Here is a 25957-nt window from a genome sequence, read left to right on the forward strand (position 1 = left end):
CTAGGCTTGGCTTGTAATGCCATCTCCTTTATGTGAATTTCCACAAAGGAAAACCTGACGATCAGCGCAGATCATGGTAAGCTAGAGTGATCATAAACAGCGAGACCCGTGTGAATACCCGTAATCCAAGCCTTTTGCCGAGAGCCAGACTGTGTTGATTTTTCGTTACCTGGCTAAAGAAGTGTTCGTGACGTTAGCTTCCCTGACCACTATCCTGATGCTTATCTTTATGAGCAACCAGTTTGTGCGCTACCTAAATCGTGCGGCCAATGGGCAAATCCCGGGCATGATTATCATGAAACTGATGATGCTCGAATTGCCTAACCTCATGGGCCTTCTGCTGCCCCTCGGTTTTTTCGTTGCCTTGCTGATTGCCTATGGCAGGATGTATGCCGAAAGCGAAATGACGGTTCTGCAGGCCTGCGGGTATGGGCCTGACCGTTTATTGAAGCACAGCGTTTACATGGCTCTGGCGGTGGCCCTGCTGGTGGCTTTTATCATGATCTGGGTCAGTCCTGTCATTGCCAAGGAGCGCTCTTCCCTGCTGCGCGCCACCGGGGTAAAGACCCTGATCCAGACGATTCTGCCCGGTCGCTTTCGCGCCATTTCCAACGGACGGCAGGTGTTTTATGTGGAGTCCATGAACCGGGAGCACACGGAAGCAAAGAATATTTTTCTGGCAAGGCAGGTGATTAAAGACAATCAACCGCGCTGGGATATCTTATGGGCGGAACACGCGTTTGCAGAGACGGATCCTGAGACCCTTGAAGATTACATTGTCCTTGCTAAAGGCACCGAATATGAAGGCGCGCCGGGTCAGGCCAATTATCAGGTGGCTGAATTTACCCAGTACAAAGCCCGCCTGCCCCACCCCACCATCGAAATCAAAGACGATCTGCGAACTGCCAAAACGGCTGATTTACTGCCGTTTTTTAACAGCGATAACCGCAAGGCCGCTGAATTGCAGTGGCGGCTCTCAGTCCCCCTGATGGTTCTCACCCTGACCCTGGTGGCTGTGCCCTTAAGCCGGGTCAACCCCCGGTCAGGAAAATACGCCAAACTGCTGCCGGCCATTTTACTCTACATTGTGTATGCGAATTTCATGTTTGTTGCCCGTGATTGGGTGGCGGCAGGCAAAGTACCGCAATGGATCGGCATGTGGTGGCTGCATGGCGTGGTTCTCCTTATCGGCCTGTTACTGGTCGGCTATAATCGGGTGAAGCCGGCATGATCTTAATCGAACGCTACATTGCCAGAACGGTTCTGGCCTCCATAGGCTTGGTCACCCTGATGCTTGCGGGACTTCAGGTATTCATTCTTTTTGTCAATCAACTGGATGATCTTGGCCGCGCCGATTTTGGTCTTGTCAATGCGGCCATTTTTGTGTTTCTGCAGATGCCTTATCAGGTGTATCTCTTTTTTCCCATGGCCAGTCTCATGGGCTGTTTGATTGGTCTTGGCATGATGGCCAATCATCGCGAACTCATCGTTATGCGGGCGGCGGGAATGTCCATCGGCCAAATCACCCTGGCGGTCTTGAAGGTGGCTTTTTTAATCATTGTTCTTGTAACTCTGGTTGGCGAAACCGTGGTGCCTAAGCTCGCCTATTTTGCCAATGATTTGCGGACTCAGGCCTTAAGCGGCGGTCAGGCTTTGCGCACGGCTCAGGGAGTCTGGCTTCGTAATCAAAATGACTTTATCACCATTGGCAGCATTGAAAAGAATACGTTGCACAGTGTTTTTCAGTTTCGCTTCGACGAACGGCATCATTTGCGCTTTGCCCGGCGCATGGAACGTATTGAGTACCGGGATGGGCATTGGAAAGCGTATGGCATTGCCCAAACCGACATTTTCCGGACAAGGACCGTGGCCAGCACCGCCAAAGAGATGGTTTGGGATGTGTCGGTTAAGCCTAAGTTATTGAATTTAACCAGCAGCGAACCGGATGAAATGACGTTGCATGAGCTGCGCCAGTATCTGCGCGAACAAAAACAAAGCCATCAAACCGCCAGCAATTATCAACTGGCTTATTGGCAGCGCCTGATTCAACCCTTGACGACGGTGGTGATGATGGTTCTTGCCATTCCGTTCATCTTTGGCCCGCTGCGCTCGTCCACCATGGGATCCAAATTGCTGCTCGGCATTATGGTGGGTTTTGGCTTCCATATCCTTAATCGTTTTTTTGGCCCGATCAGTCAGGTGTTTCAGTGGCCGCCTGTGCTGGCAGCCATCGGCCCGACCCTGCTCTTTGCCGTGCTTGGGCTGTTCATGATGGCTAAGGCGAAATGATGACAGGAATTCGACACCTGCTGGAAGCGCTGCTTAATCCCCTGTGTCTTTTTTTAGTTGTTTATACCCTGTTGCTGATCAGGCTCTGGCGTCAGGGCGACAGGTTAAGCAGGATTGGTTTTTCGCTGCTTTACCTGATGCTTTTATTTGTCAGTACAGGCTGGTTGCCTAAAACCCTGACGGCCGGGCTTGAACAGCAATACCCGGTTGTAAAGCAAGTGGACCCCCGCGTGCGTTGGGTGGTGGTCTTCAGTGGCGGTCAGGCTGAGGTGGCAGAACAACCGGAACATCTGCTGCTTTACAATGCCAGCATCAAGCGCCTGCTGGAAGGGCTTCGCCTTTATCGCCAATTACCCGACGCTACTCTGCTGCTTTCGGGCGGCGGTTTCGGCGGTGAGAGGGCAGAGTCTGAGCGCATGGCGCAATTGGCTGACTGGTTTAACAAGCCTCTGAAGCCCGTGGTGCTGGAGACCATGTCGTTAAATACCGCTCAACAGGCGAAGGCAATCAAGCGGTGGGTTCATGAGCAGCCTTTTTATCTGGTGACTTCCGCCATCCACATGCCAAGGGCCATGGCCTTATGTCGAAGCCAGGGCCTGAAACCAATCGCTGCCCCGGCTGACAGAAGCCTTTACTGGCAAGATGAACGCTGGGAAAAACGGTACATACCCAATCCGCAGAACATGGTTTATTTGAGTATTGCCCTGCATGAATTGCTGGGCATGGCCTGGGCATCCCTGCGAGGGGACATGGCCTGATTAGTCTTTCAGGTATTTTTCGATGATGGATTTTTTAAGTTCAATTTCACAGTCGTCCATGGTCAGGGGGCGCGAGTAATAATACCCCTGGATGCCGTCAATACCCAGAACCTTCAAGGTGTCTAACTGTTCCTCCATTTCAACGCCTTCGGCAATGACACTGATGTTCAGTTTATGGGCGATGGTGATGATGGCGCTGATAATGGTCTGGTCCAGGTAGTCATGCTGGCAATTGTCAATGAAGGCTTTGTCGATTTTAATTTTATTGACCGGTAAATGTTTTAAATAAGATAGACTCGAATAACCGGTGCCGAAATCATCAATCACCAGATTAATGCCGCTTTTCTTAAGGGAATCGATCTCCTTGTAGAGCCGTTCGTTGTATTCAATAAAAAAGGTTTCCGTGATTTCCAGTTCAATGCTGGAGGGGGGGAGCTGGATTTCATCGAGAATGGCATTGATGACATTGCTTAATGAATGACGCAGGAATTGCACTGTGGAGACATTGATGGCAATGGGACCGGGGAGAATTTTCTTGTCTTTCCAGATCTTGGCCTGTTGGCAGACCGATTTGATAATCCATTCGCTGACCGGGATAATCAACGGACTTTTTTCGAGCGTATGGATGAAATCCCCCGCCGCCAGCACCCCTTTTTCCGGGTGATTCCAGCGCAACAGGGATTCAAGGCCAATGATTTCACCTGTAACCCCGTCATAAAAGGGCTGGTAGACCATGAAAAATTCCTGTTTGTCATAAGCACGCTGCAACTCTTTGCCCAGACCGTGAATCTGCTGGTATTCCTCATAAAGGGCGGTGGAATAATAGTGGTATTGGTTCCTGCCTTTTTCTTTGGCCTGGTAAAGCGCAGTATCAGCTTGCTTAAGCAGGGTTTCGATGTCATGACCGTCTTTAGGGTAAATACTGATGCCCATGCTGGAGGTGATCTGAATCAAATGGTCATCGATGGGGATGGGTTTAGACATTTCCTTAAACAACCGCTCGACAATGGCCGTGACCTGATCGGTCGAAATATTGGCTAAAATCAGGGTGAATTCATCGCCGCCGAGTCTTGCTGCAATGTCGCCTTCCCGAAGGCTTGCCGTCAGGGTGTTGGCAACATGAATCAGAAGCTTGTCGCCATTGTCATGCCCCAGGGTATCATTAATGACTTTGAAATAGTCAATGTCTAAAAAGACCAGGGCAATTTTACCCTGCGAACGCGAGGCCTGTTTGGTCATGTGCTGGAACATTTCATACAGCATGTTACGGTTGGCGAGCCCCGTTAAGGGATCGTGGGTGGCCTGATAATACAATTTGGCGTTTTCAAGCGAGGTCATGGCTTGGGACGCCAGCAGGTTTAAACTGTCCAGATGATTGGGAGTGAAGGTATGGCTGCTGCTGTTATTTTCAAGGTAAAGCATGCGTGACAGCTGTCCTTTATAGAACAAAGGCATCATCAGCAGCGATCGTGGATTTTCCCGCTGCACATAAGGATCCTGGAAAGTCAGTTCTGATTGGATGGCGTCATTGAGAATGATGGGTTTTTGCGTGTGCTGAACGTAGTTTAAAATGGAAACCGGGTATTTCGGCAGCAATCCCTCTTCTTTTTTCGCATTAAGGTAAATGAGTTGCTGTTCAAGATTGCCTTCAGCTTCCACGACCCATTGATCCTGTACCTGAGTCAGGATCAGACTGCGTTGCGCCCCTGCATTCTCAGACACAATCACTAAAAATTTCTGCAATAATTTGTCCAGACGGATTTCACTGGAAATCAATTGGGTAAATTTCAGGATGGCCAGCATGTCGATGCTTTGGGTATTCACCTTGGGCGATACCGCGGCGGCAGGGGTGATGCTGAAATTAGGCAGAGAGTAATCAAACGTCAGCATCGGGTAATTTTCTTCCAGTAATTTAACGCGTGAAACCGCGCCCCAGTCTTTATAATGGCGATAGGCATTGTGCAGGTACATGTTGGCAATGCGACTGACTTTGGCGGTCATGCAGTGAAAACCAGCGCGTTCCGAAGCAATCGCCGCGATCAGGTTTAAACCGCTTTGGTTGGCAGTTTCCATGGTTTGCTCATACAGGGCGATGACGGGCTCATACCCTTGCTCCAGGCGTGCAAATTCACTGCGAAGCAGTAAGGCATAGGCTTTAAAATTATCAGGACACCAGGCCGCGTATTCTTCGATGAAGCGGGTGAGGCCGCGTAATTTTTTTAAATAGTTGTGCCGCTGCACATGCGATATTTCCGGCAGATGATAAAACATGGCCAGCGCTAAAAACAGTTTGCCGTCGAGGTGGCTTATCATCCCTGTATTGAATTCAGCATAACGAAGGTGATTCTCCCCGGCCTCAATGGCTTCTTCATAGCGTCCGAGCATGAAGTACAGAAACGTCAGGGAGCTGTAAAAAAAGCTGAGTTCAGTTTTATTTTTCCCTTGAATGATGTCTTGCTCATAGGCATTCAACGTCTGGTCAGAAAACAGTGAGACGTTTTCCAGGCATTGAGCCCCATACTCCCAGAATTTGATGAAATTAAAAAAGTCGGAGATCGAGACCCGAGACATAAACGCCAGGGCCGATTGAATGTTTTTTTTCATTTCATCGAGTTTTTTACCGGTGGTTTGCGAGTGGATGACCAATAACAGATTGCTGTAATTGCTGTACACCAAATCACCGACCTCACAGCAAAGCCTGAAGGCATTAATGATGGTGTTATTGCAGAGGCTGATGGGATTCTGATAAGGCTCAATGAACGCACCAATAACGAATTGATTTTTACCTTCAAAATTGGACCCGCCGTATTTTTGTTTAAGTCGATTGTAGAGTTTGACGAAGGCGATGGCTTCATCGTACCAGTTCAGGGAGTGCATGATGATGAAGGCAAACACCGGCAGTGACATGGAGGTGCTGTCCGTGTACCCGTACTTCAAACTCAGGCTGATGTTTTTGCAGGTCAGGATAACAAAAAGCTGTTGATTGGTGATGAAGGCGCTGTTTAAAAGCTGGGTAATCAGATTGACAATGGCCTGCTGCTTGGCGTCTTCCATCAATGGCAGATCGATATTTTCAATCCGTGTTTTCCGCAGCTTGAATTTGATTTTATAGATGTCCATGAGCAAGTGAATGAGTTTGGGTTTTTGGGGAATCCTGATTTCAAATTTACGAAGTGCATTCAAACCAATTTCCAGGGCTTCCGTGTGCTGACCCAGGGTGGAGAGCATTTCAATTTTCAAACGATAAATGCCCAGCCGATCCAGTTCATCCCTGGTATTCTCCAACAGATCAGAAAAAAAAGCGTCGGCTGCATTGAAATCGCTGATGAGGTATTTGCAGACTGCCTGTTCGCGGTAGACGGGAAAGACAAGGTCGTAGTGTTTTGTCCAGTTGACCGGCTGCAAAAGCGACACGGCGGCGGAGAGGTAGTCGTTGGCGGCAAAATAGGCGGAAGCCAGTTTGGCCTTTTGCCCGGCCCATAAATTATAACGGGCCAATTGCAGACGCTCCTCCGGATTGTCAATCAAAGGCAGGCTTTGATTGAAATGCTCCATGACATCAAATAACCGCTCGTCGTCCTCAGTCAACGGCTTGTCTTTTAATAATAACCGCCCGATTTTTAAATGAAGCACCGGTCTTTCCGCTTCATCAATTAATTCATACGCCGCCTGCTGAATCCGGTCATGGGCAAAGCGGTAATTCAGGGTGGTAATATTAATTTTGGACAGGTTGTCCCGAAGTCCTACCAGTCCCATGGTTTTATAGCTTTCTTCAAGCGGGTAAATTAAGTTGGTCTTAATGGCCTGCCACAGGTTTTCAGCAATTTGACTGGTGCTTTGTTCATTAATAATCTGTAACGTTCTGAAATCAAACTGATGACCGAAACAGGCGGCCAGTTTTAAAATTTCCTGCGTCGGTTTTGACAGCAGATGAATTTTGGAGGTCAGAAGAGAAATCACATTGTCCGTGGCGCTGGTTCGCTGAATTCGGGTTAAATCCCACTCCCAAAGGCCCTTATCGTAGGAAAAGGTGAGTAATTTCTCCTGATAAACAATCTTTAAAAATTGATTGATAAAAAAGGGATTGCCCTGTGTTTTATCGTAAATGCATTGCGCCAGCGTTTGAATTTTATCACTTGAGGTTGATAGCGTGTCCTGCAGGAGTTCCTGAATATCCTGAAACAGCAGGGGTTGTAATTTCAACGTGGTCAGCGACACCTTGTGTTTATGCAGGTTATTGATGGTGAGTTGCAGCGGGTGCCGTTCATCCACCTCGTTATCGCGATAAGCGCCAATAATGAGTAAATGGTTGGTGTCATGATCCTGCAGCAGGTTCTCAATGAAATTAAGGGAGGAATTATCCGCCCACTGCAAATCATCCAGGAAAAGAACCAGGGGGTGCGAGGGCTGAGCGAAAACACGGACAAAATTTTGGAAAACGAGGTTAAAACGAATCTGGGTATCCGTGGGGTTTAATTTGGGTACCAGCGGTTGCTGACCAATAATCAATTCGACGTCGGGAATGACATCGACCACCACCTGCCCGACATTGCCCAGCGCGGCAATTAACTGGTTGCGAAGCAGTTCCAGTCGGTCTTCGCTTTCAGAAAGCACCTGTTTGACCAGGCTTTGAAAGGCGGTGACGATCGCACTGTAAGGCATGCTGCGCTGCAGCTGATCAAATTTTCCATCAATGTAATACCCCTTGTGCTGAACAATGGGTTTATGGATTTCTTTCACCAGCGAGGTTTTACCGATCCCGGAATAACCCGCAATCAAGATAATTTCCTTGGTGCCTAAGCTGACGCGTTTGAAGGTATTAATTAATTGTTGCACCTGTGGTTCGCGGCCATACAGGTTGCGGGAAATATTCAGATGATCGCGAATATCATTGGTACCTAAGGTAAATTCCCTGATAAGGCCCTTGTTGCGCCATTGATTGCGGCATTCCTGCATGTCGGCGCGCAAGCCGACAATGCTTGAATACCGTTCTTCCGGCATTTTTTCCAGTAATTTATTAATGATGGCTTCAAGCATGGGGGGAATATTGGGACGCAATTCCATCAGTGAAGGCGGTTTTTTGGCAATGTGGCAATGCACCAGTTCCAGGGTATCCATGGTCTGGAAAGGCAACTGATTAGTCAGCATCTGATAAAGGGTGATTCCTAAGGAATAAAAATCCGTACGGTAGTCGACTGGACGGTTGATACGCCCCGTCTGCTCCGGTGAAATATAAGACAGGCTGTCTTCAAATTCATTTAAATTCAAATAGTCCAGGTTTTCTTCGGAAAGGCGGGTGGAGGCACTTAAGTCGACCAGTTTAAGCTTTAATTTTTCAGGGTCAATGATGATGTTGGATGGCTTGATTTCCTTGTGAATGATGTTGCGCTGGTGTAACTCCCAGATAATATCAATCAACTGAATGGCAAGATTAAAAAAATCCTCGATTTTAAGTTGATTGGTCATGAGGTAGGCGTGCAGTAGCTGGCCTTTGACACCTTCCAGAACCAGGACAGGGGCTGGCGTATGCTGCAGAAAATCATAAGCCTTGATGATCGTTGGCGCTTCAATGCTGTTTAAAAGATGAAATTCATGCTGCAGGATAGCTAAATTGTCGGTCGAGGCATAATAATTGTTGGGTATTTTTAACAATACCTTGCACTTATCTTTCAGGCGCAGGGCATGATAAGTATCAATACTGTGGTTATGTCGCAATTTTTCCTGTAATGCGTAGCCTGATATAGAAATCATCGAATCCCTGTCCCTCACTGTAGCGGTCAGTTCGCTAAACCAAAGCAAAATGCTTCATTCTCAATTATAGAAGAGATTGGGGGGGATGATTGAACAAAAAATTCAAAGGCTTGGGGGTGAAATTTGACAAATTGGACAATCATTACTAATCTTATTGTGCATTGCAACAAAGGAGGAAGCCATGCATACGGAACATTTCGAACAATTAAAAACCACGTTGAATAATTTGCAGAAGCCAGTACAGGAATTAGCCGCGCTTCATGCCAGAACACTGCAAAACCTGTCTTACATCAAACCCGAAGAATTCTCCAGAATGCAAAATCCGGAAGAAATCTGGGACAGAAACATCAAGCTGTTTATTCAAAACAGTCACAAAGCACTCGATTTTATGCAACAGGCTTTCACCATTTTTGAAAGACACTGGCTTTTGATGTCTGACAACATTAAAACCACAACCAGCGAGGCCCTGCAAAATGGCCAAGCCATTGCCCGTACGTTAAGCTCAGGCATCAAGAGCACCGGTAACGGCACGTCAAGACCCAAAACTACCGCTGCCAGAAGATCCACCCAGTCCACTTCAGCCAGCAGAACGACGTCTTCAACCAGTAAAACCGCGTCAGGTAAAACGGCTTCTGCGTCCAGAACAACGTCTGGAGTGAGCAAATCCACATCGGCTAAGAAATCAGCTTCAAGCGCAAGCCGACGTTCAGTGAAAAAGGTGGCTTCAAAAGCCGGAAGTACCACAAGCAAATCAGCCAGATCGGCAAGTGGTATTGCAAAAAGCAGTTCAATTAAAAAAACGGCATCAGCCAAAAAGCCGGCTACAGCTAAAAAAGTAACGGCATCCAAAGCCAAAACAACCACGGCAAGAACCATTGCCAAACCATCCACATCAATCAAAAAAACAGCCACTGGCAAGAGCAGCACCGCATCACGCGCTAAAACCACAGCCAGACCGATGACTGCAAAAAGCACGACTTCCGTCGGAAGCAGCAGACCGGGTACGTCATCCAGTCTGATGCATGGCACCAATGGCGGCGCAAAACACGGGATTGCCACCAAGCCAGCAACGATGGCCGGCAGCACGGCAACAAGGCCCGGGATGCAGCCTTCCAAGCCGATTAGCTCGTCCATGGCCTCTTCCAAGGACATGAGCAAGCCAATCATTAACCCATCGGCTACTGTCCGCGATAACAAAACGGTTACCAGCGAGCACAACAAGTATGGTTCCATGAACATACCGTCTCACTTAAGCCGCGACAGCAACCTGCCTAAAAAATAGCATTTCACGGACTAACAAAGGCGCCTTTTAAAGGCGCCTTTTATTTTGTAGGCTGTTGTCAAATTACTTGCTTGAATTCTTGCGTCTACCTCCTTGTAGCCATTACACTTTTCACTCGCTAAATCTGAATTAAGTCGTTTTGTCTTAACAGTGTTTGGGGGAATGAGGCGTTTCTCTAAACCATCAGTAGGGGATGAGGCTGTGTTTTTAAACAGGATTAAAGAGGGCATACGCAAAGGTTCAATTATTAAAGACGAGGAGGAGAGTGAAAAGGAGTATTCCAATTTTCTTTCTGCGAAAGCCATCATTCTGGCTTATGATTCCGTGACTGAGATTCCCGAAAAATTGGCAGAGGCGCGCATTGCATTTGTACACAGTCTCTTTACGATGTCGGATACACGGTTTGAGCAGGCCGCGAAAACGCTGCCTGATTGGGGTGATATTTTAAGTGCCAAACATCGCCAGACATTAAGGGAACTTATCAATACCAAAGCGGTTAATCATCCTCACGCGGCAAGAGCTGAACGCCTCTTTTTAGCCACGGAAGAAAGGATTCAGTATTACCGTAAGAAATACGATGATTTCATTGCCGAGCGCAGAAAAGAAATCGAGACGAACAACCAGCGTTCCCAGATTCAATTTCTGCTTCTTGAGTATGCGGCTTCAGGCATGGATAAATGCCTGAATATGAGTGTTGCAGAACCCTCGGAAGTCAAACTCACCCGCGCGACCAGGTACCTGAAGGACACGCAGGGTATTGAACTGCATCCGCTTCAGTTTCGCGATAATCTGCAATCCTATGGGGCTAATCTTGTCAATTTTTATGATCTGTTGAATTCGGCAAGAAAATCGGTGGCAGACTATTACCCTCCCGAATACCAAAAGGAATTTGAGGTATTCTATAAGGCGCAGGAAGAACGCCTGTTTCCTGATCCCCGCATGGCCAGAAGCATCGCCGCGGTCAAAATTGTCGCGGCTTATCAGGAAAACAAGATCGACCCGGCACATCCCGATTACCCCTTTCTGTGTAAAGAAATTGAGTCGTGTTTAGAGAGTACGCCGCTTGAGGTTTGCCTTGCCTACATCAAAAAAAAGGATGAACCGGCGGAGGCTTATTTTAAGGAGTCGCTGGGCACCCTTTATCAACTCATCAGGGAATACCATGACAACACAGTGCCTTGCACGGTTCATCCTGATAAATTAGCCCGTTCCTTCCAATCGCTCGCCACGCTCACGAAGAAGAGCCCCCCACCGTTCCTTAATCAACGACCTGGAAACAACAGTACCCCTCCGCGGAGAGATGCGGAGGCGACTGCGGCAGTAAAGAACGCGCCGCTCATCGTCGAAAAAACGCCGGAGTCAGAGAAGCTGATGCCGGTTGCAAAAACGACCTCACTGTTAAATCTTGAGCAAAAAAGAAAGCCCTTGCCGCCGTTGCCAAAATCCTACAGTGCCAATGATGTGGTGACGACAATTACGCCTGCTCCTGATTCGCAGTCAGGCCATCCTGAGAAATCCTCTGCTCAGTATGCCAATTCCAACATGCATTTTTTTCAGAAAAAAAAGATGCTGGCGGAATTCTTTGCCAAAAATCCTCCGCCTGCCATCCCCAGCCGTTCGGGGATGGGCAGTGGTCATTATGAAAAATAATCATTTTTTCAATGGGTTAAAATAAAATAACCGCTGTTTCTGGAAAATAAAACTATACTTCTAATGAATAAGGAACTAACAAGAGTAAAGAGGATAGTATTATGAACGCCATTGATTTTTTAATTAAAGAGCATAATCGGGTACGAAAGATGCTGGCCGATATCAATGATGCTTCGCACCGTGAAGAAACACGGCGCAAACTGTTTGCCGTGTTATCTCAAGATTTAATCCGGCATGAAAAAATGGAGCATGCCGTTTGGTATCCGCATTTCAAGGACAGACTGGATGACACCGTAAAGCACCTGGTCAGTGAGGAAAAGGGCGCTGAAAGAGCCATTAAACAATTGGATGACACAACGACTACCCAAACCTGGGAAGAAAAATTTTCCAAATTTAAAAAAGACGTGGAGCACCATGCCAGTGAAGAGGAACAGATTCTGTTTCCCAAGGTTAAAACCCTGCTGAGCGAGGAAGAGCTTGAAAAAATAGGACAGGACATGTTTCACTTTAAACAAGATCATCACCCGTCCACGCATTAACGGACAATCCGATGAAAATCATCGTAACCACCCTGAGGCAGCGTCTGGCAATCGCTGCCGGTGCGGTTTTTTTTCATTTCCCGATTAATTTTGCTCAGGATGAATTTCCTTGTCGCGACAGGGTATAAACTTTAGTCAAAACTCGGTAAAATAGGCCACTTTATCTTTTTTTGCAGTTACTATGCCAAAACGCACTGATATCCAATCCATCCTGATTCTCGGCGCCGGTCCAATTGTCATTGGTCAAGCCTGCGAATTTGATTATTCCGGGACCCAGGCGGTCCGCGCATTAAAGGAAGAAGGGTACCGCGTTATCCTGGTCAATTCCAACCCGGCCACCATCATGACTGATCCCGAGTTGGCGGATGCCACTTACATTGAACCCATCCAGTGGCAGGAAGTGGCGCGGATCATTGAAAAGGAAAAACCCGATGCGCTATTGCCCACCATGGGTGGTCAAACTGCGCTGAACTGTGCCCTGGATCTGGTTCGGGAAGGGGTTTTGGCTCGCTATAACGTGGAAATGATTGGTGCTACCCGTGAAGCCATTGATCGGGCGGAAGATCGCGATCAGTTTCGCCAGTTAATGAAAAAAATTGGCCTGGACATGCCGCGCTCAGCCATTGCCCACAGCCTTGAAGAAGCTTTTCAGGTGCAGGCACAGCTTGGATACCCGGCCATTATCAGACCTTCGTTCACCATGGGCGGCAGCGGTGGGGGCATTGCCTATAACCGGGAAGAGTTTGAGGAAATCTGTCTGCGCGGTCTCGAATTGTCGCCAACCCATGAACTGCTCATCGATGAGTCTGTGCTGGGCTGGAAAGAATTTGAAATGGAAGTGGTACGGGATAAAAACGACAATTGCATTATCGTGTGCACCATTGAAAATTTTGATCCCATGGGGGTGCACACCGGCGATTCCATTACGGTCGCACCAGCACAAACCCTGACTGATAAAGAATACCAGCGCATGCGTGATGCGGCGATTAAAGTGCTGCGCGCTGTCGGTGTGGATACCGGCGGCTCCAATGTCCAGTTTGCCATCAATCCCGAGGACGGGCGCATGCTGGTTGTGGAAATGAATCCCCGTGTATCGCGAAGTTCTGCCTTGGCTTCCAAAGCCACAGGTTTCCCAATTGCCAAAGTCGCTGCCAAGCTCGCCGTGGGTTATACCCTCGATGAATTGGCCAACGAGATTACCGGCGGTAAGACGCCGGCCTCATTTGAGCCCAGCATTGACTATGTTGTAACCAAAATTCCCCGCTTTAATTTCGACAAATTCCCGCAGACTTCACCCATCCTGACCACGCAGATGAAATCGGTGGGTGAAGTGATGGCCATTGGCTCCAATTTTCAGGAATCCTTGCAAAAAGCCATCCGCGGTCTTGAAATTGGCCGTAGCGGTCTTGTTCCGCTCTTTAAAAAGGGGGATATGCCGCGTTTACAAGGTCATTTGCATGAGCCGACTCCGGATCGCCTGTGGTATATTGCTGACGCATTCCGTCAGGACATGTCGCTTGAAGACATCCATCAGGAAAGCCGCGTGGACCCCTGGTTTTTATCCCAGATCCAGGAACTGGTAATGCTTGAGCGCTCCTTGTACGGCAAATCCATCAATGAACTTGATCAACAGACGCTGCGTTTAATGAAACAGCGCGGTTTTGCCGATGCCTACCTGGCGCGTTTGCTTTACTGCAATGAAGAACAGGTGAGGACGCGGCGGTTGGAGCTCGGGGTTGTCCCGGTTTACAAGCGAATTGACTCCTGCGCCGGTGAATTTCCAAGCGACACGGCTTACCTGTATTCCTGTTATGAAACCGTTTGCGAAGCACGTCCGCAATCCGATAAGAAAAAAATCATGATTTTAGGCGGCGGACCCAATCGCATCGGGCAGGGCATTGAATTTGATTATTGCTGCGTCCATGCGTCCTTAGCCCTGCGTGAAGCGGGTTATCAGACCATTATGGTCAATTGTAACCCGGAAACGGTCTCCACCGATTTTGATACCTCCGATCGCCTTTATTTCGAACCGGTTACCCTGGAGGATGTCCTGTCCATTGCCGCGGTGGAAAAACCCGATGGCATCATTGTCCATTATGGCGGCCAGACCCCGCTGAAACTCGCACGGGATCTCCAAGCCAATGGCCTGACCATCGTTGGCACCTCGCCGGATGCCATTGATCAGGCCGAGGATCGCGAACGTTTCCAGAAGCTGGTGGCTGAACTGAAGCTTGACCAACCCGCCAATGGCACCGTGCGCAGCGAGAAAGAAGCGCTCGAAGTGGCCAAGCGAATCGGGTATCCGCTGGTGGTTCGGCCCTCGTATGTGCTCGGCGGCCGGGCCATGGAAGTTGTTTATCATGAAGATGATCTGAAGCATTACCTTAAGCATGCGGTGGCTGTATCCAACGATTCGCCGGTGCTGCTTGACCAGTTCCTCAATGATGCCATTGAGGTCGACATCGATGCCGTCTGTGACGGCAAAGATGTGATGATTGGCGCCATCATGGAACACATTGAGCAGGCGGGTGTGCATTCCGGTGATTCGGCCTGCACGCTGCCTCCCTTCAGTTTAAGCGTTGTCGTGCAACAGGACTTGATTGAACAGGTTCGGCAGATGGCGTTAAAACTCGGGGTTGTCGGCTTGATCAATGCCCAGTTTGCCATTCAGGCCGATGACATTTATGTGCTTGAAGTGAACCCCAGAGCCTCAAGAACGGTGCCATTTGTCTCCAAAGCCACCGGCCTGCCTCTAGCAAAAATAGCCGCGCTGTGTAAAATCGGCGTGTCTTTAAAGCAGCAGGGATTGAGCCAGCATTACCCCATGCCTTCGTTTTATTCCATTAAATTACCGGTTTTCCCCTTCATTAAATTCTCAGGGGTGGATTCAATCCTTGGACCCGAGATGAAATCCACCGGGGAAGTGATGGGAATCGCCCGCCGCTTTGGTCAGGCGTATGCCAAGGCACAATTGGGCGCCGGGTGCAATATCGTCAAACGCCGCCGTGCGTTCGTCTCGGTTCGGGATGCGGATAAGACGCGGGTAGGAGAAATTGTAAAACGGTTGATTCAGTTAGGTTTTGATATTATCGCCACACGGGGTACCGCACTGGCATTGCAGGCGGCCGGTGTGGAATGCCGGCGTGTATTCAAGGTAGCAGAGGGACGACCGCATGTGCTAGATTTTATTAAAAATAATGAAATTGATTTTATCGTCAATACAACGGAAGGCAAACAGGCTATCGCCGATTCTTTTGCAATCAGACGCAGTGCCTTGCAACACAAGGTAAGCTACACGACCACATTGTCGGGAGCTGAGGCCGCCTGTTTGGCTATGAAGTATGAAGACCGCGAAACGGTCTCTCGTTTACAGGATTTACATTAGAGGTGGTTATGTCAAAGCATCCCATGACTGTTAAGGGCGCCGAAGCGCTGAAAAGTGAATTGCACCGTTTAAAAACGGTAGAGCGTCCACGCATTGTTGAGGCCATTGCCACGGCGCGCGCGCATGGCGATCTGAAAGAAAACGCGGAATACCACGCCGCCCGCGAACAGCAAAGTTTTAACGAAGGCCGCATTCAGGAACTGGAAGCCAAATTATCCAATTGCCAGATTGTGGACATCAGCAAGCTGTCCAATCAGGGCAAGGTTGTTTTCGGCGCCACCGTGAAAGTCTGCCATCTGGTGAATAATATGGAAATCTGCTACCAGATCGTGGGTGAAGACGAAGCGGACATCAAATTAAATAAAATCTCCTACAGTTCACCCATTGGCCGCGCGCTCATTGGAAAACAGGTCGACGACACCGTGGTTGTTCAAACCCCGGGCGGAACGGTCGAATACGACATCATTGAAGTGCATTACGTCTCTGAGTAGCGTTCGAATCAATCAGGCCCCCAACTTCTTTCGAAGGAAGGGGGCTGGCATACATCAAGGCAGGAAATAAAAAGGATTTGGCAGTTTGAATTCTTTTTTGGCAAAACCACCCATCAAGTCGCTGTATTGATCGCCAATGGTGGCAATGATGGTATAGCCTTTCTTGGTGATCAACTCACGGGCATGGGCTTTAAAGGGCACAATGGATTGTTGCTGATAATTGTCTGGACGAACGTACAGACCAGACCAGTGTTTATAACCGGCCTTCAATAAATTGGTTTCGGTGGCTTTCAGTTCCGAGTGATTTCTTCCGGTGACGAAAAACACCTTGACGCCATGCTCAATGGCGTCTTTGTAAAGCGCGAGCATGGGCTTGATGGCTGGTGCTCTGGCTTTCAGAATTTGCTGGTGGATGGCCTGACGGTCGGCGGTAAAATCATTTTTGATGATGTCATCGTAATTGCTGAGGCTGGTTTCATCAATATCCAGCACAATGGCCAGCTTTTGTTTAATCGCCTGATGGTCGTTGGCTTTGACCTGAGCCATGATGTAATGGTGGGCCCTGGCAATTGCCTGGGTCAGTTCCTGGTTGTAAATACCGGAATCATGGTAGGTCTTGATTTCGTTTTTTACAATGCTTAAGTTGGGCGGTTCAGCGAACGCTGAAGGACTGAGTGAAAGAATAAGTGAAACGGACAGGAGTAACTTCAGGAAAAAGGAAGACACGGCGTTCATCATGATCCTACTAAATCAGGGTGAGCGTATTATATAATGTTGATTTTGTTTGTCAATTGTACAATATGATTTCATTAAGGTCATTCTCTTGTCAGGAGCCAATTCCCTCTCTCAGCATGCCTGCCTTGCGCTTATCACGATAATTTCCTTCAATGTCATCTTAAAATGAGGTATCATTGCGCATTTGCTTTAAATAGAACTAATTTGGTACTATATTAAAGGTAACCAAAAGCGAATTAAGACCTATTTGGTACTAGATTATTTGATGTGGGGGTGGTATGCTGCGCATCAGCAAATTGGCCGATTATGGAACAGTCATGATGGTGTATCTTGCCCGGCGCGCCCCGGCGCTTTGTAATGCCAGGGATATTGCCCAGCATACGCACATCGCTGTTCCCACGGTCAGCAAATTACTCAAACGGCTTACGGCAGCCGGTTTACTCACGTCCGTACGCGGTGTGAGCGGAGGGTATCGATTAAAGCTTGCGGCTTCCGAGATATCCGTAGGACAGATTATCAGTGCTCTGGAAGAGCGGCTTGGTTTAACCGAATGCAGTTTGCAGCAGAATGTCTGTTCTCTGCAGAGTGTTTGTCACATACAGGGCAATTGGCAGTTAATCAGCCAGGCAATCGAAGCGGCGTTGGACAGTGTCAGTCTCGAAGTACTGGCGAAGCCCACGCTGCCCGCGGTGGAACTTGACCGCATCAGGCAATTAGCAAGTGGAGTTAGTCATGGCTAAAAGCAACGAACAGATTCATTCTCTCCTTGAAAGGGAATACCAGCACGGCTTTGTAACCGACATTGAAGTGGATACTTTTGAACCGGGTCTCAATGAAGAGATCATTCGCCGTCTGTCTGCTATTAAGGGAGAGCCTGAATTTTTGCTTGAATGGCGTTTGAAAGCGTTTGAATACTGGCAGACCATGCCCCATCCGGAATGGGCAAGCGTTCACTATCCGCCGATTGATTATCAGGCCATTTCCTATTATTCCGCGCCAAAAAACCAAAAGGACGCGCCGAAAAGTCTGGATGAAGTTGACCCTGAATTGCTTCGCACCTATGAAAAACTCGGTATTCCCCTGCGTGAGCAGGAAATGCTGGCTGGCGTTGCCGTTGATGCGGTGTTCGACAGCGTATCCGTGGCCACGACGTTTAAGGCCAAGCTCGCAGAAGCCGGGGTCATTTTCTGTTCGTTTTCCGAAGCCGTGCGTGAATACCCTGAGCTGGTACGCCAATACCTGGGTTCCGTCGTGCCGTATCGCGATAATTTTTATGCGGCTTTAAATTCCGCCGTGTTCAGTGACGGCTCCTTTGTGTACATCCCCAAAGGGGTTCGCTGTCCTATGGAATTATCCACTTATTTCCGTATCAATGCCGCCTCCACCGGCCAGTTTGAGCGCACGTTGATTGTCGCTGACAGCGACAGTTATGTGTCGTATCTTGAAGGCTGCACCGCACCCATGCGCGATGAAAACCAGCTGCATGCGGCAGTGGTTGAACTGGTGGCCCTGGACGGTGCGCAGATTAAATACTCCACTGTACAAAACTGGTACCCGGGCGATAAAGACGGTAAGGGCGGCATTTACAATTTTGTCACCAAGCGCGGCGCCTGCCGGGGGAAACGCTCCAAAATTTCCTGGACGCAGATTGAAACCGGTTCGGCCATAACCTGGAAATACCCCAGTGTGATTCTGCAGGGGGATGATTCGGTGGGCGAGTTTTATTCGGTTGCCCTCACGAATAATTGCCAGCAGGCAGACACGGGCACCAAAATGATTCACATTGGCAAGAATACCCGTTCAACCATCATTGCCAAGGGCATCAGCGCAGGCCGCTCCCACAATGCTTACCGCGGCTTAGTCCGCATAGCGCCCACGGCGGTCAATGCACGCAATTTCACCCAATGCGATTCCATGCTGATGGGGAGTGAGTGTTCGGCTCATACATTCCCCTACATTGAGGTGAAAAACCCAACCGCGCAGCTTGAACATGAAGCGACCACCTCCAAAATCAGCGAGGAGCAATTATTTTATTGCCAGCAGCGGGGCATCGATACAGAAGATGCGGTGTCAATGATTGTCAATGGCTTTTGTAAACAAGTGTTAAAAGAGTTACCCATGGAGTTTGCCGTCGAAGCGACCAAATTGCTGGGTATCAGTCTGGAAGGGGCAGTAGGCTAATATGTTAACCATCAAGAACTTAAATGTTGCCATCAATGAGCAACCGATTTTAAAAGGCATCGATCTGGCGATTAAGGCCGGGGAAGTCCATGCCATCATGGGTCCAAATGGCTCAGGAAAAAGTACCCTGTCGAAAGTGCTGGCTGGCCATCCGGCTTACCAGGTCACGGCAGGCGAGGTAGACTACCTGAATCAGGATTTACTGGCGATGCCCCCGGAGGCACGTGCTCAGGCTGGCGTCTTTATGTCGTTCCAGTATCCGGTTGAGATTCCCGGCGTCACGAACATCAATTTTCTAAAAGCCTCGGTGAATGCCGTACGCAAAGGCCAACAGAAAAATACCCTGGATGCCATTGAATTTTTAAGTTTTATCCGGGAAAAATGCCAACTGCTGGACATGGATGAAAGCTTCCTGTACCGCAGCATTAATGAAGGCTTCTCTGGCGGTGAAAAAAAGCGTAATGAAATTTTGCAAATGGCAGCCTTGGAGCCTAAACTGGCCATTCTCGATGAAACCGATTCAGGATTGGACATTGACGCCTTGCGCATTATTTCGCAAGGCGTCAATGCCATGCGTTCTCCCGAGCGTGCGATTATTTTAGTGACCCACTACCAACGGTTGCTGGATTACATTGAACCCGACTTTATCCATGTTCTGGCCAATGGCCGTATTGTTAAATCCGGTGACAAATCGCTTGCGCTCGATCTCGAGAAAAAAGGATACAGCTGGCTTGAGGAGACGGAGCAGGTATGAGCGAGGTTTTAAATTTTTATCAGCAGCAAGCCCAGGCTGGCCTGTCGCCCATTGCCTGGCTGGCTGATTTGCAGAAGAAAGCCTTGCGTGATTTTACTCGTCAGGGATTTCCGGCAAAGCATCAGGAGGACTGGAAATACACCAGCCTGGACGGTTTTTTGCAGCAGCCGTTTACGGAAGCCAGTGCCTTTTCCTCTGCTGTTGAAGCGGAACGTGCAGAGAGTCCCTGTGCCTTGCGTTTGAGGGTGCACAATGGTCAGGTGCTGGATACCGGAGCTCTGGCGTCGCAATTACCGCCGGGGATGCTGGTGCAATCCCTGCAGGATGCCCTGCAAACCAATCCTGAGCGTATAAAACCCTGGCTGGGACAAATCGTGCGCCATGAGCATGGCTTTCAGGCCTTGAATTCCGCCATGATGCAACGCGGCGTGGTCATCTACCTGCCGGCAGGCGCCATCCTTAAGGAGCCCTTGTTCATCGAACATTGGCAGGATAATGAACATCAAGCGGTGCATACCCGCCAGTTGATTATTGCCGAAGCGGGCAGCGAGGCCACAGTGGTTGAGTATTTTCAGGGCCGTACGGGCTGCTGTTACCTCAGCAATGCGCTGACGGAAATCCGTGTTGATTCAGGCGCCCGCCTGACCCATTATAAAATTCAGAATGAAAGCCGCGCGGCTTACCATATCGGCGAAGTGGCTGCGCACGTGGCTGCTCAAGGGCAATTCAACAGCCAATCCTTAAGTCTTGGCAGTAAAATGGCCCGCAGCGATACCCGCATTACCTTTAAAGGGGAAAACGCACAGGCTTTGATGAATGGCATTTACATGACTTCGGATAATCAGCAGGTGGATCATCACACGGTGGTGAATCACGACGTGCCCCATTGCCATAGCGAACAGGATTACAAAGGCATTCTTTCCGGCCGTTGCCGTGCCGTATTTAATGGCAAAGTCATTGTCGCAAAAAATGCCCAGCATACCGAAGCGCACCAGCAGAACAAAAACCTTTTGTTGTCCGCTCAGGCTGAAATCGATACCAAGCCGCAATTGGAAATTTTTGCTGATGATGTGATTTGCTCGCACGGAGCCACGGTAGGGCAGTTGGATGAAGACGCCTTGTTTTATCTGGCCACCCGAGGTATTGAGCGCTCAGAAGCTGTTCATTATTTAATCCATGCGTTTGCCGAGGCGAATTTACGCTTAATTCCCCATCGCCAATTAGCCGACTGGATGGCGGCACTCATCAGTCAACAGTTGAGGGCCTTATCATGAACACAGCCACTGCCTTGATGAGCGATGTCGAATTACAGACGATACGATCTCAGTTCCCTATTCTTCACCAGAAGGTGAATGACTGCCCCTATGTGTACTTTGACAATGCCGCCACTACCCAGAAGCCCAAGGCTGTCATTGAAGCCATGAACCATTACTACACTCAGGACAATGCCAATGTGCATCGCGGCGTGCACACCCTTTCTGCACGCGCCACGATCCAGTATGAAGCGGCGCGCGGCAAAGTCCAACGTTTCATCAATGCCAGCGCACCGCAGGAATGTATTTTTGTGCGGGGTACGACGGAAGGCATCAACCTGGTTGCCCAAAGTTATCTTCGTCCGCGCATTGCCGCCGGCGAAGAAATTCTGATTACCCACATGGAACACCATGCCAACATTGTTCCCTGGCAAATGGTCTGTCAGCAAACCGGGGCCCGATTGCAGGTGGCGCCCATTTCCCAGGATGGGGAAGTGCTCCTTGATGCGTTTGAAAAAAAATTGAATGCCAAAACCCGTTTGGTGGCCATCAGTTATGTATCCAACGCCTTAGGTACCATTAATCCGGTGAAGCAGATGATTGACATGGCGCATGCCCATGGCGCACTGGTGCTGCTGGATGGTGCGCAGTCGACTGCGCATTTACCCATTGATGTGCAGGATCTGAATTGTGATTTTTATGCGTTTTCCGGTCATAAAATGTACGGTCCAACCGGTATTGGCGTATTATGGGGCAAAGAGCATCTGCTGAATGACATGATGCCTTATCAGGGCGGCGGTGAAATGATTCAGTATGTCACGTTTGAGACCACGGAATACGCGCCCCTTCCTCATAAATTTGAAGCAGGGACGCCTAACATTGCCGGTGTTATTGGTCTTGGTGCGACCCTTGATTATTTATGGTCTCTGGACATGGAAGCCATTGCCGCGTACGAGGCCCATTTACTGGCGTATGCTACCCAGGCGGTGCAATCGGTTAAGGGATTTAAAATCATAGGAACCGCCCGCCATAAAGTGCCGATTGTGTCCTTTGTCCACGGAAAAATTCACGCCCACGACATTGGGACTATCCTTGACAGCGAAGGCATTGCCGTTCGCAGCGGTCACCATTGCGCGATGCCGTTAATGGCCTTTTTTGATGTGGCGGCCACCTCGCGCCTGTCCTTGGCATTTTATAATACCAAAGAGGAAATTGATCGTTTTGCCTGTGCGCTTGAACGCGTTAAAGAGGTGTTTGCATGAGTATGGAGCTGCGAGAGTTATATCAGGAAATTATCATTGATCATAACCGTAACCCAAGAAACCATCATGCGATGGACGATGCGACGGCGACCGCCAATGGCTTTAATCCGCTGTGCGGCGATAAGCTGACCCTGTATGTGAAAGTGGAGAATGATTGCCTGAGGCAATTGAGCTTTGTGGGTTGCGGTTGTGCCATTTCTCAGGCCTCCGCGTCGCTGATGACCGAAGCCTTGCAGGGAAAAACCGTTAGCGAAGCACATGAATTATTTCAACGTTTTCATGCCATGGTCACCCGGGATGAGGATGGCCACTTAAGCTCCCTGGATAAACTGGCCGTTTTAGCCGGTGTCAGGGCGTATCCGGCCCGGGTCAAGTGTGCCACCTTAGCCTGGCATACGCTGGAGTCGGCATTGAACAAAAAGACAGCAGTTGTCAGTACGGAGTAGGTCATGTTTGGTTTTAAAAAAAAGCAGGATCTGGATGTGTTAAAGGACAATGCCATTGCTGCCTTAAAAACCGTCTATGATCCTGAAATTCCGGTCAATATTTATGATTTGGGATTAATTTATGATGTCAGCATTGATGAGGAGCACCACGTCCAGGTCAAAATGACGCTGACGACGCCCGGCTGTCCGGTCGCCCAGACGTTTCCAGGTACGGTTGAGCAGGCAGTGAATAAGGTGGAAGGCGTTAGCGATTGCACCGTGGAATTGGTCTGGGATCCGCCCTGGACTCAGGAGCGAATGACTGAAGCGGCGCGTCTGGAATTGGGTATTTTTTATTAATGACCACATCAGGCGAGCCTGACAGCCGCTGGCAACCGTCGGCTGATCTTCATCTATTGCGAAAACGCGCACAGGCCATGCAAGACATACGTGATTTTTTTCATCAGCGGGGCTATCTCGAGGTTGAAACACCCATCATGTGTCGTTTTGGCATTACTGACGTGTACTTAAGCAACGTGATGGCAACTTTTAGAAATAAGCCTTATTGTCTGCAGACCTCACCGGAATACCCCATGAAGCGGTTGCTGGCTGCCGGCAGCGGTCCGATTTATCAGTTAGCCCGTGTTTTTCGCGATGATGAACTGGGGCGCTGGCATAATCCGGAGTTCACCCTGCTGGAATGGTATCAACCGGGCATTGATCACCATGCCTTGATGACGGAAGTGGATGCCCTGTTGCAACGGATTTTATCCTGCCCCCCCCTGATTAAGAAAACCTACAGCCAGGCTTTTCTTGAAACCTGCGGCCTTAATCCGTTTGCAGCAGAAATTGACGATTTCAAGTCAACCCTGGCCCGTTATCAGCTGGACAACGTGCTGGATGAGGGAGAAGAAGACCGGGATCAATACCTGTTTTTACTGATGAGTCATGTGGTTGAACCGCAGTTGGGCCAATTGCCGGCACCGGTTGCTGTCTATGATTTCCCGGCATCTCAGGCCGCGCTGGCGCAATTGAATGCGCAAGGGTTTGCTGATCGTTTTGAAGTGTATTTTCGCGGCGTCGAACTGGCCAATGGGTTTCATGAATTAACGGATGCCAGAGCACAGCAGCATCGTTTTGAGCAGGATTTGGCCAAGCGACGGAGCAAGGGCTTACCGTTGCCCGCGGTGGACAGCTACCTGCTGGCAGCCCTTCGGCATGGCTTGCCGCCGTGCAGCGGCGTGGCCCTCGGTGTTGACCGCATGCTGGCGCTGGCGTTTAATCAATCCTCGTTAGCCCCTGTCATGGCCTTTGATTTTTCCCGCGCCTAGGTGCTGTATTCTTCATGCAGAGCACGGGTGATGTCTTCAAATCGGAAACGGTAGCCGGCTTTGAGCAAGCGCGTAGGAACGACGCGTTGGCCTTTCAACACCAGCATCTCGCCCATTTCACCCAACAGCAGTTTGATGGCCATGGCTGGCGTTTTTAAAAAGAGCGGCCGGTTCATGGCTTTGGCCAGCGCACGGGCAAACTCAGCCTGACTGACAGGGTTGGGGGAGGTGATGTTAACGGCGCCATGCAGGGCAGGATGGGCCAGCAAAAACCGCAGGGCATCGACGACATCAAGGTAGTGTACCCAGGAAAGAATCTGAGTCCCGTCGCCAAGGATACTCCCCAAACCTAAGTTAAACGAGGGAGCCAGTTTTTTAAGCATGCCTTCATGGCGTTTCAGAACCACACCAAAACGGGTGATGGTGACGGGTAAATGGATGTCATAGGCTTCATCCAGTGCCTGTTGCCAGCGCACACCCACCTCCTGCAGGAAATCTTTCGGATGTTGCTCATCAATCACACTGTCTTCATCGAACGCTGTGGGATCGCCATTAGCCTGCGCCCCGTAAATGCCTACGGCATTGGCACAATAAAAATGAGGCGAAGCCTGCTGTTGTTTTATCCAGCGTATCAGGGTGTGCGTGCTGTCCACCCGTGAACGGATGATTTGTTGCTTAACGGTGTCACTCCAGCGCGAAGCCCCAATGTTATGGCCGCTTAAATTCATGACGGCATCAAATTCGGTTGCCGGCAAACTATCAAGCGTTGACCAGTCTGCATGTGCGACAGAGGCTGGAAAAAGGCGTTGCAGACGGGTGATGTCCCGCCCAAGGGCTGTGACCTGATGCTCGTTTTTAATGGCGTCTATCAACTGGCGGCCAATGAATCCGGAGGCCCCGGCAATCAGCAGTTTCATTGGTTACCCCCTTCATCCTTAAGGCTTTCAGTAATGGCTTCCCTCAAAGGCGTCAACGGCATAATCTGGGGGAGTGTGGTTTGCAATCGGTTAATCAGCAATCGTTTGGAAGCCTGCATGAATTCGCGCTTCATTTCACTCGCGGCTTGCCAGATTTGCGTAAAAGGCAGGTAGGGGGCGGGGGGGAGATGGCTTATTTCAGCGGTTAGCCGTTGCAATTCCCCCATTTTATTAGGCTCCCCATCGGCAATGTTTAATATCAGGGACTGATTTATTGTTTCACCCAAGGCTGCCAGGATGTTTACCAAATCGCGGACATAGATATGATTACTGAATGGGGCTTCGTCGGGATTAATTAACGGGGATTGTTCCAGCGCGCTGGCTGTCGGCAAACGATGCGGGCCGTAAATGCCGGCTAATCTTAAAATAAGGCAGGGAATGGCGTGCTGTTGACAGAACGCCTGCCATTGCCTTTCCGCATCCAACCGTCTCATCTGCCGCGGCGATTGACCAAGACAGGGCGCCTGCTCGTCAATCCAGGCACCCTGATGGTCACCATACACGCCGCTGGTGCTGCAATAGAGTACTTTGCTAACGGACAGATGGGCGTGCAAAAGGAATTGCTCAAGCAGTTTATCCTCTGTACCGTCGGAGGAAGGGGGAATAAAATAATAAAGCACGGTGTCTTGCAAAGGCCAGCTCAAACCCTGCTTAATGTCATGGTTCAGATGCTTAAGACCTGGCAACGGTGGCAGGGTTTGGCTTCGCGATAAAGCCGCCACGTCATGTCCCTGAGCCAGCAGATGTTTCGCCAGATAATGGCCGCAATAGCCATAGCCGATAATTAAATGCTTCATGGAAGGAGTAATCCTTACGAAAGGCCTGTTTATTTATTATGGCCAATATTATCAAGGGACGGTTAGGAGAATTCAATTGGATGAAGCTGTTTTAAAC

The 25957-nt window shown here is 49.4% G+C and carries 20 protein-coding genes; 16 read left to right on the forward strand and 4 right to left on the reverse strand.

All coding sequences use genetic code 11. The features are described from left to right. Nucleotides 1–151 precede the first annotated feature (151 nt). Genes lptF through Lrub_RS10490 form a run of 3 tightly spaced genes read left to right on the forward strand, consistent with a single transcriptional unit; the run spans nucleotide 152 to nucleotide 3047 of the window. Nucleotides 152–1231 carry an LPS export ABC transporter permease LptF gene (lptF, locus tag Lrub_RS10480; RefSeq protein WP_058532050.1) on the forward strand — a complete coding sequence of 360 codons (1080 nt, stop codon included), beginning with the start codon at nucleotides 152–154 and terminating at the stop codon, nucleotides 1229–1231. Further along, nucleotides 1228–2289, forward strand: coding sequence for an LPS export ABC transporter permease LptG (lptG, locus tag Lrub_RS10485; RefSeq protein ID WP_058532051.1), 1062 nt, complete (start codon nucleotides 1228–1230; stop codon nucleotides 2287–2289). Before lptF ends, lptG begins: the two co-directional genes overlap by 4 nt. Then, on the forward strand, nucleotides 2286–3047 hold the full coding sequence (locus Lrub_RS10490) for an ElyC/SanA/YdcF family protein (RefSeq protein WP_237760798.1): 762 nt from the start codon (nucleotides 2286–2288) through the stop codon (nucleotides 3045–3047). The genes lptG and Lrub_RS10490 overlap by 4 nt, the downstream gene beginning before the upstream one ends. Here the strand turns inward: Lrub_RS10490 and Lrub_RS10495 are convergent, their stop codons facing one another. After that, nucleotides 3048–8798 (reverse strand): EAL domain-containing protein, encoded by a 5751-nt coding sequence (locus Lrub_RS10495; protein ID WP_058532053.1) that lies wholly within the window; start codon nucleotides 8796–8798, stop codon nucleotides 3048–3050. 181 nt (nucleotides 8799–8979) lie between these two features. Between Lrub_RS10495 and Lrub_RS14830 the strand changes: the two genes are divergently transcribed. The 5 genes from Lrub_RS14830 (at nucleotide 8980) to greA (ending at nucleotide 16145) form a co-directional block, all read left to right on the forward strand. Beyond that, on the forward strand, nucleotides 8980–10080 hold the full coding sequence (locus Lrub_RS14830; RefSeq protein ID WP_133134038.1) for a hypothetical protein: 1101 nt from the start codon (nucleotides 8980–8982) through the stop codon (nucleotides 10078–10080). Nucleotides 10081–10242: 162 nt separating this feature from the next. Beyond that, entirely contained in the window at nucleotides 10243–11730 is a 1488-nt protein-coding gene (locus tag Lrub_RS10505; RefSeq protein ID WP_133134037.1) for a hypothetical protein, read from the forward strand. Nucleotides 11731–11831: 101 nt separating this feature from the next. Further along, complete coding sequence (locus Lrub_RS10510) at nucleotides 11832–12269, forward strand: hemerythrin domain-containing protein (protein WP_058532056.1); 438 nt, start codon at nucleotides 11832–11834, stop codon at nucleotides 12267–12269. Between the two features lie 181 nt (nucleotides 12270–12450). Beyond that, entirely contained in the window at nucleotides 12451–15654 is a 3204-nt protein-coding gene (gene carB, locus Lrub_RS10515) for a carbamoyl-phosphate synthase large subunit (RefSeq protein ID WP_058532057.1), read from the forward strand. 8 nt (nucleotides 15655–15662) lie between these two features. Further along, nucleotides 15663–16145 carry a transcription elongation factor GreA gene (greA, locus tag Lrub_RS10520; RefSeq protein ID WP_058532058.1) on the forward strand — a complete coding sequence of 161 codons (483 nt, stop codon included), beginning with the start codon at nucleotides 15663–15665 and terminating at the stop codon, nucleotides 16143–16145. Nucleotides 16146–16199: 54 nt separating this feature from the next. Here greA and Lrub_RS10525 read toward each other — a convergent pair whose 3' ends face one another. Further along, complete coding sequence (locus Lrub_RS10525; RefSeq protein WP_058532059.1) at nucleotides 16200–16880, reverse strand: HAD family acid phosphatase; 681 nt, start codon at nucleotides 16878–16880, stop codon at nucleotides 16200–16202. 278 nt (nucleotides 16881–17158) lie between these two features. On the opposite strand from Lrub_RS10525, the gene Lrub_RS10530 reads away from it, so the two are divergent. The 8 genes from Lrub_RS10530 to epmA are packed head-to-tail and all read left to right on the forward strand — an operon-like array spanning nucleotide 17159 to nucleotide 24086. After that, nucleotides 17159–17620 carry an SUF system Fe-S cluster assembly regulator gene (locus Lrub_RS10530; protein ID WP_058532060.1) on the forward strand — a complete coding sequence of 154 codons (462 nt, stop codon included), beginning with the start codon at nucleotides 17159–17161 and terminating at the stop codon, nucleotides 17618–17620. Continuing rightward, entirely contained in the window at nucleotides 17613–19061 is a 1449-nt protein-coding gene (gene sufB / locus Lrub_RS10535; RefSeq protein ID WP_058532061.1) for a Fe-S cluster assembly protein SufB, read from the forward strand. Before Lrub_RS10530 ends, sufB begins: the two co-directional genes overlap by 8 nt. 1 nt (nucleotide 19062) lies before the next feature. Further along, a complete protein-coding gene (sufC, locus tag Lrub_RS10540) occupies nucleotides 19063–19815 on the forward strand; it encodes a Fe-S cluster assembly ATPase SufC (protein WP_058532062.1) in 753 nt (250 codons plus the stop codon). Continuing rightward, nucleotides 19812–21089, forward strand: a complete 1278-nt coding sequence (sufD, locus tag Lrub_RS10545) for a Fe-S cluster assembly protein SufD (RefSeq protein WP_058532063.1) — start codon at nucleotides 19812–19814, stop codon at nucleotides 21087–21089. Before sufC ends, sufD begins: the two co-directional genes overlap by 4 nt. Continuing rightward, the gene (locus Lrub_RS10550) at nucleotides 21086–22330 is read left to right on the forward strand and encodes a cysteine desulfurase (protein ID WP_193392355.1); all 1245 of its coding nucleotides are present in this window, start codon (nucleotides 21086–21088) and stop codon (nucleotides 22328–22330) included. The genes sufD and Lrub_RS10550 overlap by 4 nt, the downstream gene beginning before the upstream one ends. Then, nucleotides 22327–22776, forward strand: coding sequence for a Fe-S cluster assembly sulfur transfer protein SufU (sufU, locus tag Lrub_RS10555; RefSeq protein WP_058532064.1), 450 nt, complete (start codon nucleotides 22327–22329; stop codon nucleotides 22774–22776). The genes Lrub_RS10550 and sufU overlap by 4 nt, the downstream gene beginning before the upstream one ends. A 3-nt stretch (nucleotides 22777–22779) precedes the next feature. After that, complete coding sequence (locus tag Lrub_RS10560) at nucleotides 22780–23115, forward strand: SUF system Fe-S cluster assembly protein (protein ID WP_058532065.1); 336 nt, start codon at nucleotides 22780–22782, stop codon at nucleotides 23113–23115. Further along, entirely contained in the window at nucleotides 23115–24086 is a 972-nt protein-coding gene (epmA, locus tag Lrub_RS10565) for an elongation factor P--(R)-beta-lysine ligase (RefSeq protein WP_058532066.1), read from the forward strand. The genes Lrub_RS10560 and epmA overlap by 1 nt, the downstream gene beginning before the upstream one ends. On the opposite strand, the gene Lrub_RS10570 is transcribed toward epmA, so the two are convergent. Next, nucleotides 24083–25003 carry a TIGR01777 family oxidoreductase gene (locus Lrub_RS10570; protein ID WP_058532067.1) on the reverse strand — a complete coding sequence of 307 codons (921 nt, stop codon included), beginning with the start codon at nucleotides 25001–25003 and terminating at the stop codon, nucleotides 24083–24085. The genes epmA and Lrub_RS10570 overlap by 4 nt on opposite strands. Then, nucleotides 25000–25860, reverse strand: coding sequence for an SDR family oxidoreductase (locus tag Lrub_RS10575; protein ID WP_058532068.1), 861 nt, complete (start codon nucleotides 25858–25860; stop codon nucleotides 25000–25002). The genes Lrub_RS10570 and Lrub_RS10575 overlap by 4 nt, the downstream gene beginning before the upstream one ends. Between the last annotated feature and the right edge of the window lie 97 nt (nucleotides 25861–25957).

Source organism: Legionella rubrilucens, assembly GCF_001468125.1.
Lineage (GTDB): Bacteria > Pseudomonadota > Gammaproteobacteria > Legionellales > Legionellaceae > Legionella_C > Legionella_C rubrilucens.

What these genes read in the sequence shown, in the direction of transcription:
- Lrub_RS10530 (WP_058532060.1), top strand. Translation starts at nt 17,159, where the DNA reads ATGCTGCGCATCAGCAAATTGGCCGATTATGGAACAGTCATGATGGTG.
- Lrub_RS10575 (WP_058532068.1), bottom strand. Translation starts at nt 25,860, where the DNA reads ATGAAGCATTTAATTATCGGCTATGGCTATTGCGGCCATTATCTGGCG.
- Lrub_RS10490 (WP_237760798.1), top strand. Translation starts at nt 2,286, where the DNA reads ATGATGACAGGAATTCGACACCTGCTGGAAGCGCTGCTTAATCCCCTG.
- epmA (WP_058532066.1), top strand. Translation starts at nt 23,115, where the DNA reads ATGACCACATCAGGCGAGCCTGACAGCCGCTGGCAACCGTCGGCTGAT.
- Lrub_RS10550 (WP_193392355.1), top strand. Translation starts at nt 21,086, where the DNA reads ATGAACACAGCCACTGCCTTGATGAGCGATGTCGAATTACAGACGATA.
- Lrub_RS10510 (WP_058532056.1), top strand. Translation starts at nt 11,832, where the DNA reads ATGAACGCCATTGATTTTTTAATTAAAGAGCATAATCGGGTACGAAAG.
- carB (WP_058532057.1), top strand. Translation starts at nt 12,451, where the DNA reads ATGCCAAAACGCACTGATATCCAATCCATCCTGATTCTCGGCGCCGGT.
- Lrub_RS14830 (WP_133134038.1), top strand. Translation starts at nt 8,980, where the DNA reads ATGCATACGGAACATTTCGAACAATTAAAAACCACGTTGAATAATTTG.
- sufD (WP_058532063.1), top strand. Translation starts at nt 19,812, where the DNA reads ATGAGCGAGGTTTTAAATTTTTATCAGCAGCAAGCCCAGGCTGGCCTG.
- Lrub_RS10495 (WP_058532053.1), bottom strand. Translation starts at nt 8,798, where the DNA reads ATGATTTCTATATCAGGCTACGCATTACAGGAAAAATTGCGACATAAC.
- sufC (WP_058532062.1), top strand. Translation starts at nt 19,063, where the DNA reads ATGTTAACCATCAAGAACTTAAATGTTGCCATCAATGAGCAACCGATT.
- Lrub_RS10570 (WP_058532067.1), bottom strand. Translation starts at nt 25,003, where the DNA reads ATGAAACTGCTGATTGCCGGGGCCTCCGGATTCATTGGCCGCCAGTTG.
- Lrub_RS10560 (WP_058532065.1), top strand. Translation starts at nt 22,780, where the DNA reads ATGTTTGGTTTTAAAAAAAAGCAGGATCTGGATGTGTTAAAGGACAAT.
- Lrub_RS10505 (WP_133134037.1), top strand. Translation starts at nt 10,243, where the DNA reads ATGAGGCGTTTCTCTAAACCATCAGTAGGGGATGAGGCTGTGTTTTTA.
- sufU (WP_058532064.1), top strand. Translation starts at nt 22,327, where the DNA reads ATGAGTATGGAGCTGCGAGAGTTATATCAGGAAATTATCATTGATCAT.
- lptG (WP_058532051.1), top strand. Translation starts at nt 1,228, where the DNA reads ATGATCTTAATCGAACGCTACATTGCCAGAACGGTTCTGGCCTCCATA.
- Lrub_RS10525 (WP_058532059.1), bottom strand. Translation starts at nt 16,880, where the DNA reads ATGAACGCCGTGTCTTCCTTTTTCCTGAAGTTACTCCTGTCCGTTTCA.
- sufB (WP_058532061.1), top strand. Translation starts at nt 17,613, where the DNA reads ATGGCTAAAAGCAACGAACAGATTCATTCTCTCCTTGAAAGGGAATAC.
- greA (WP_058532058.1), top strand. Translation starts at nt 15,663, where the DNA reads ATGTCAAAGCATCCCATGACTGTTAAGGGCGCCGAAGCGCTGAAAAGT.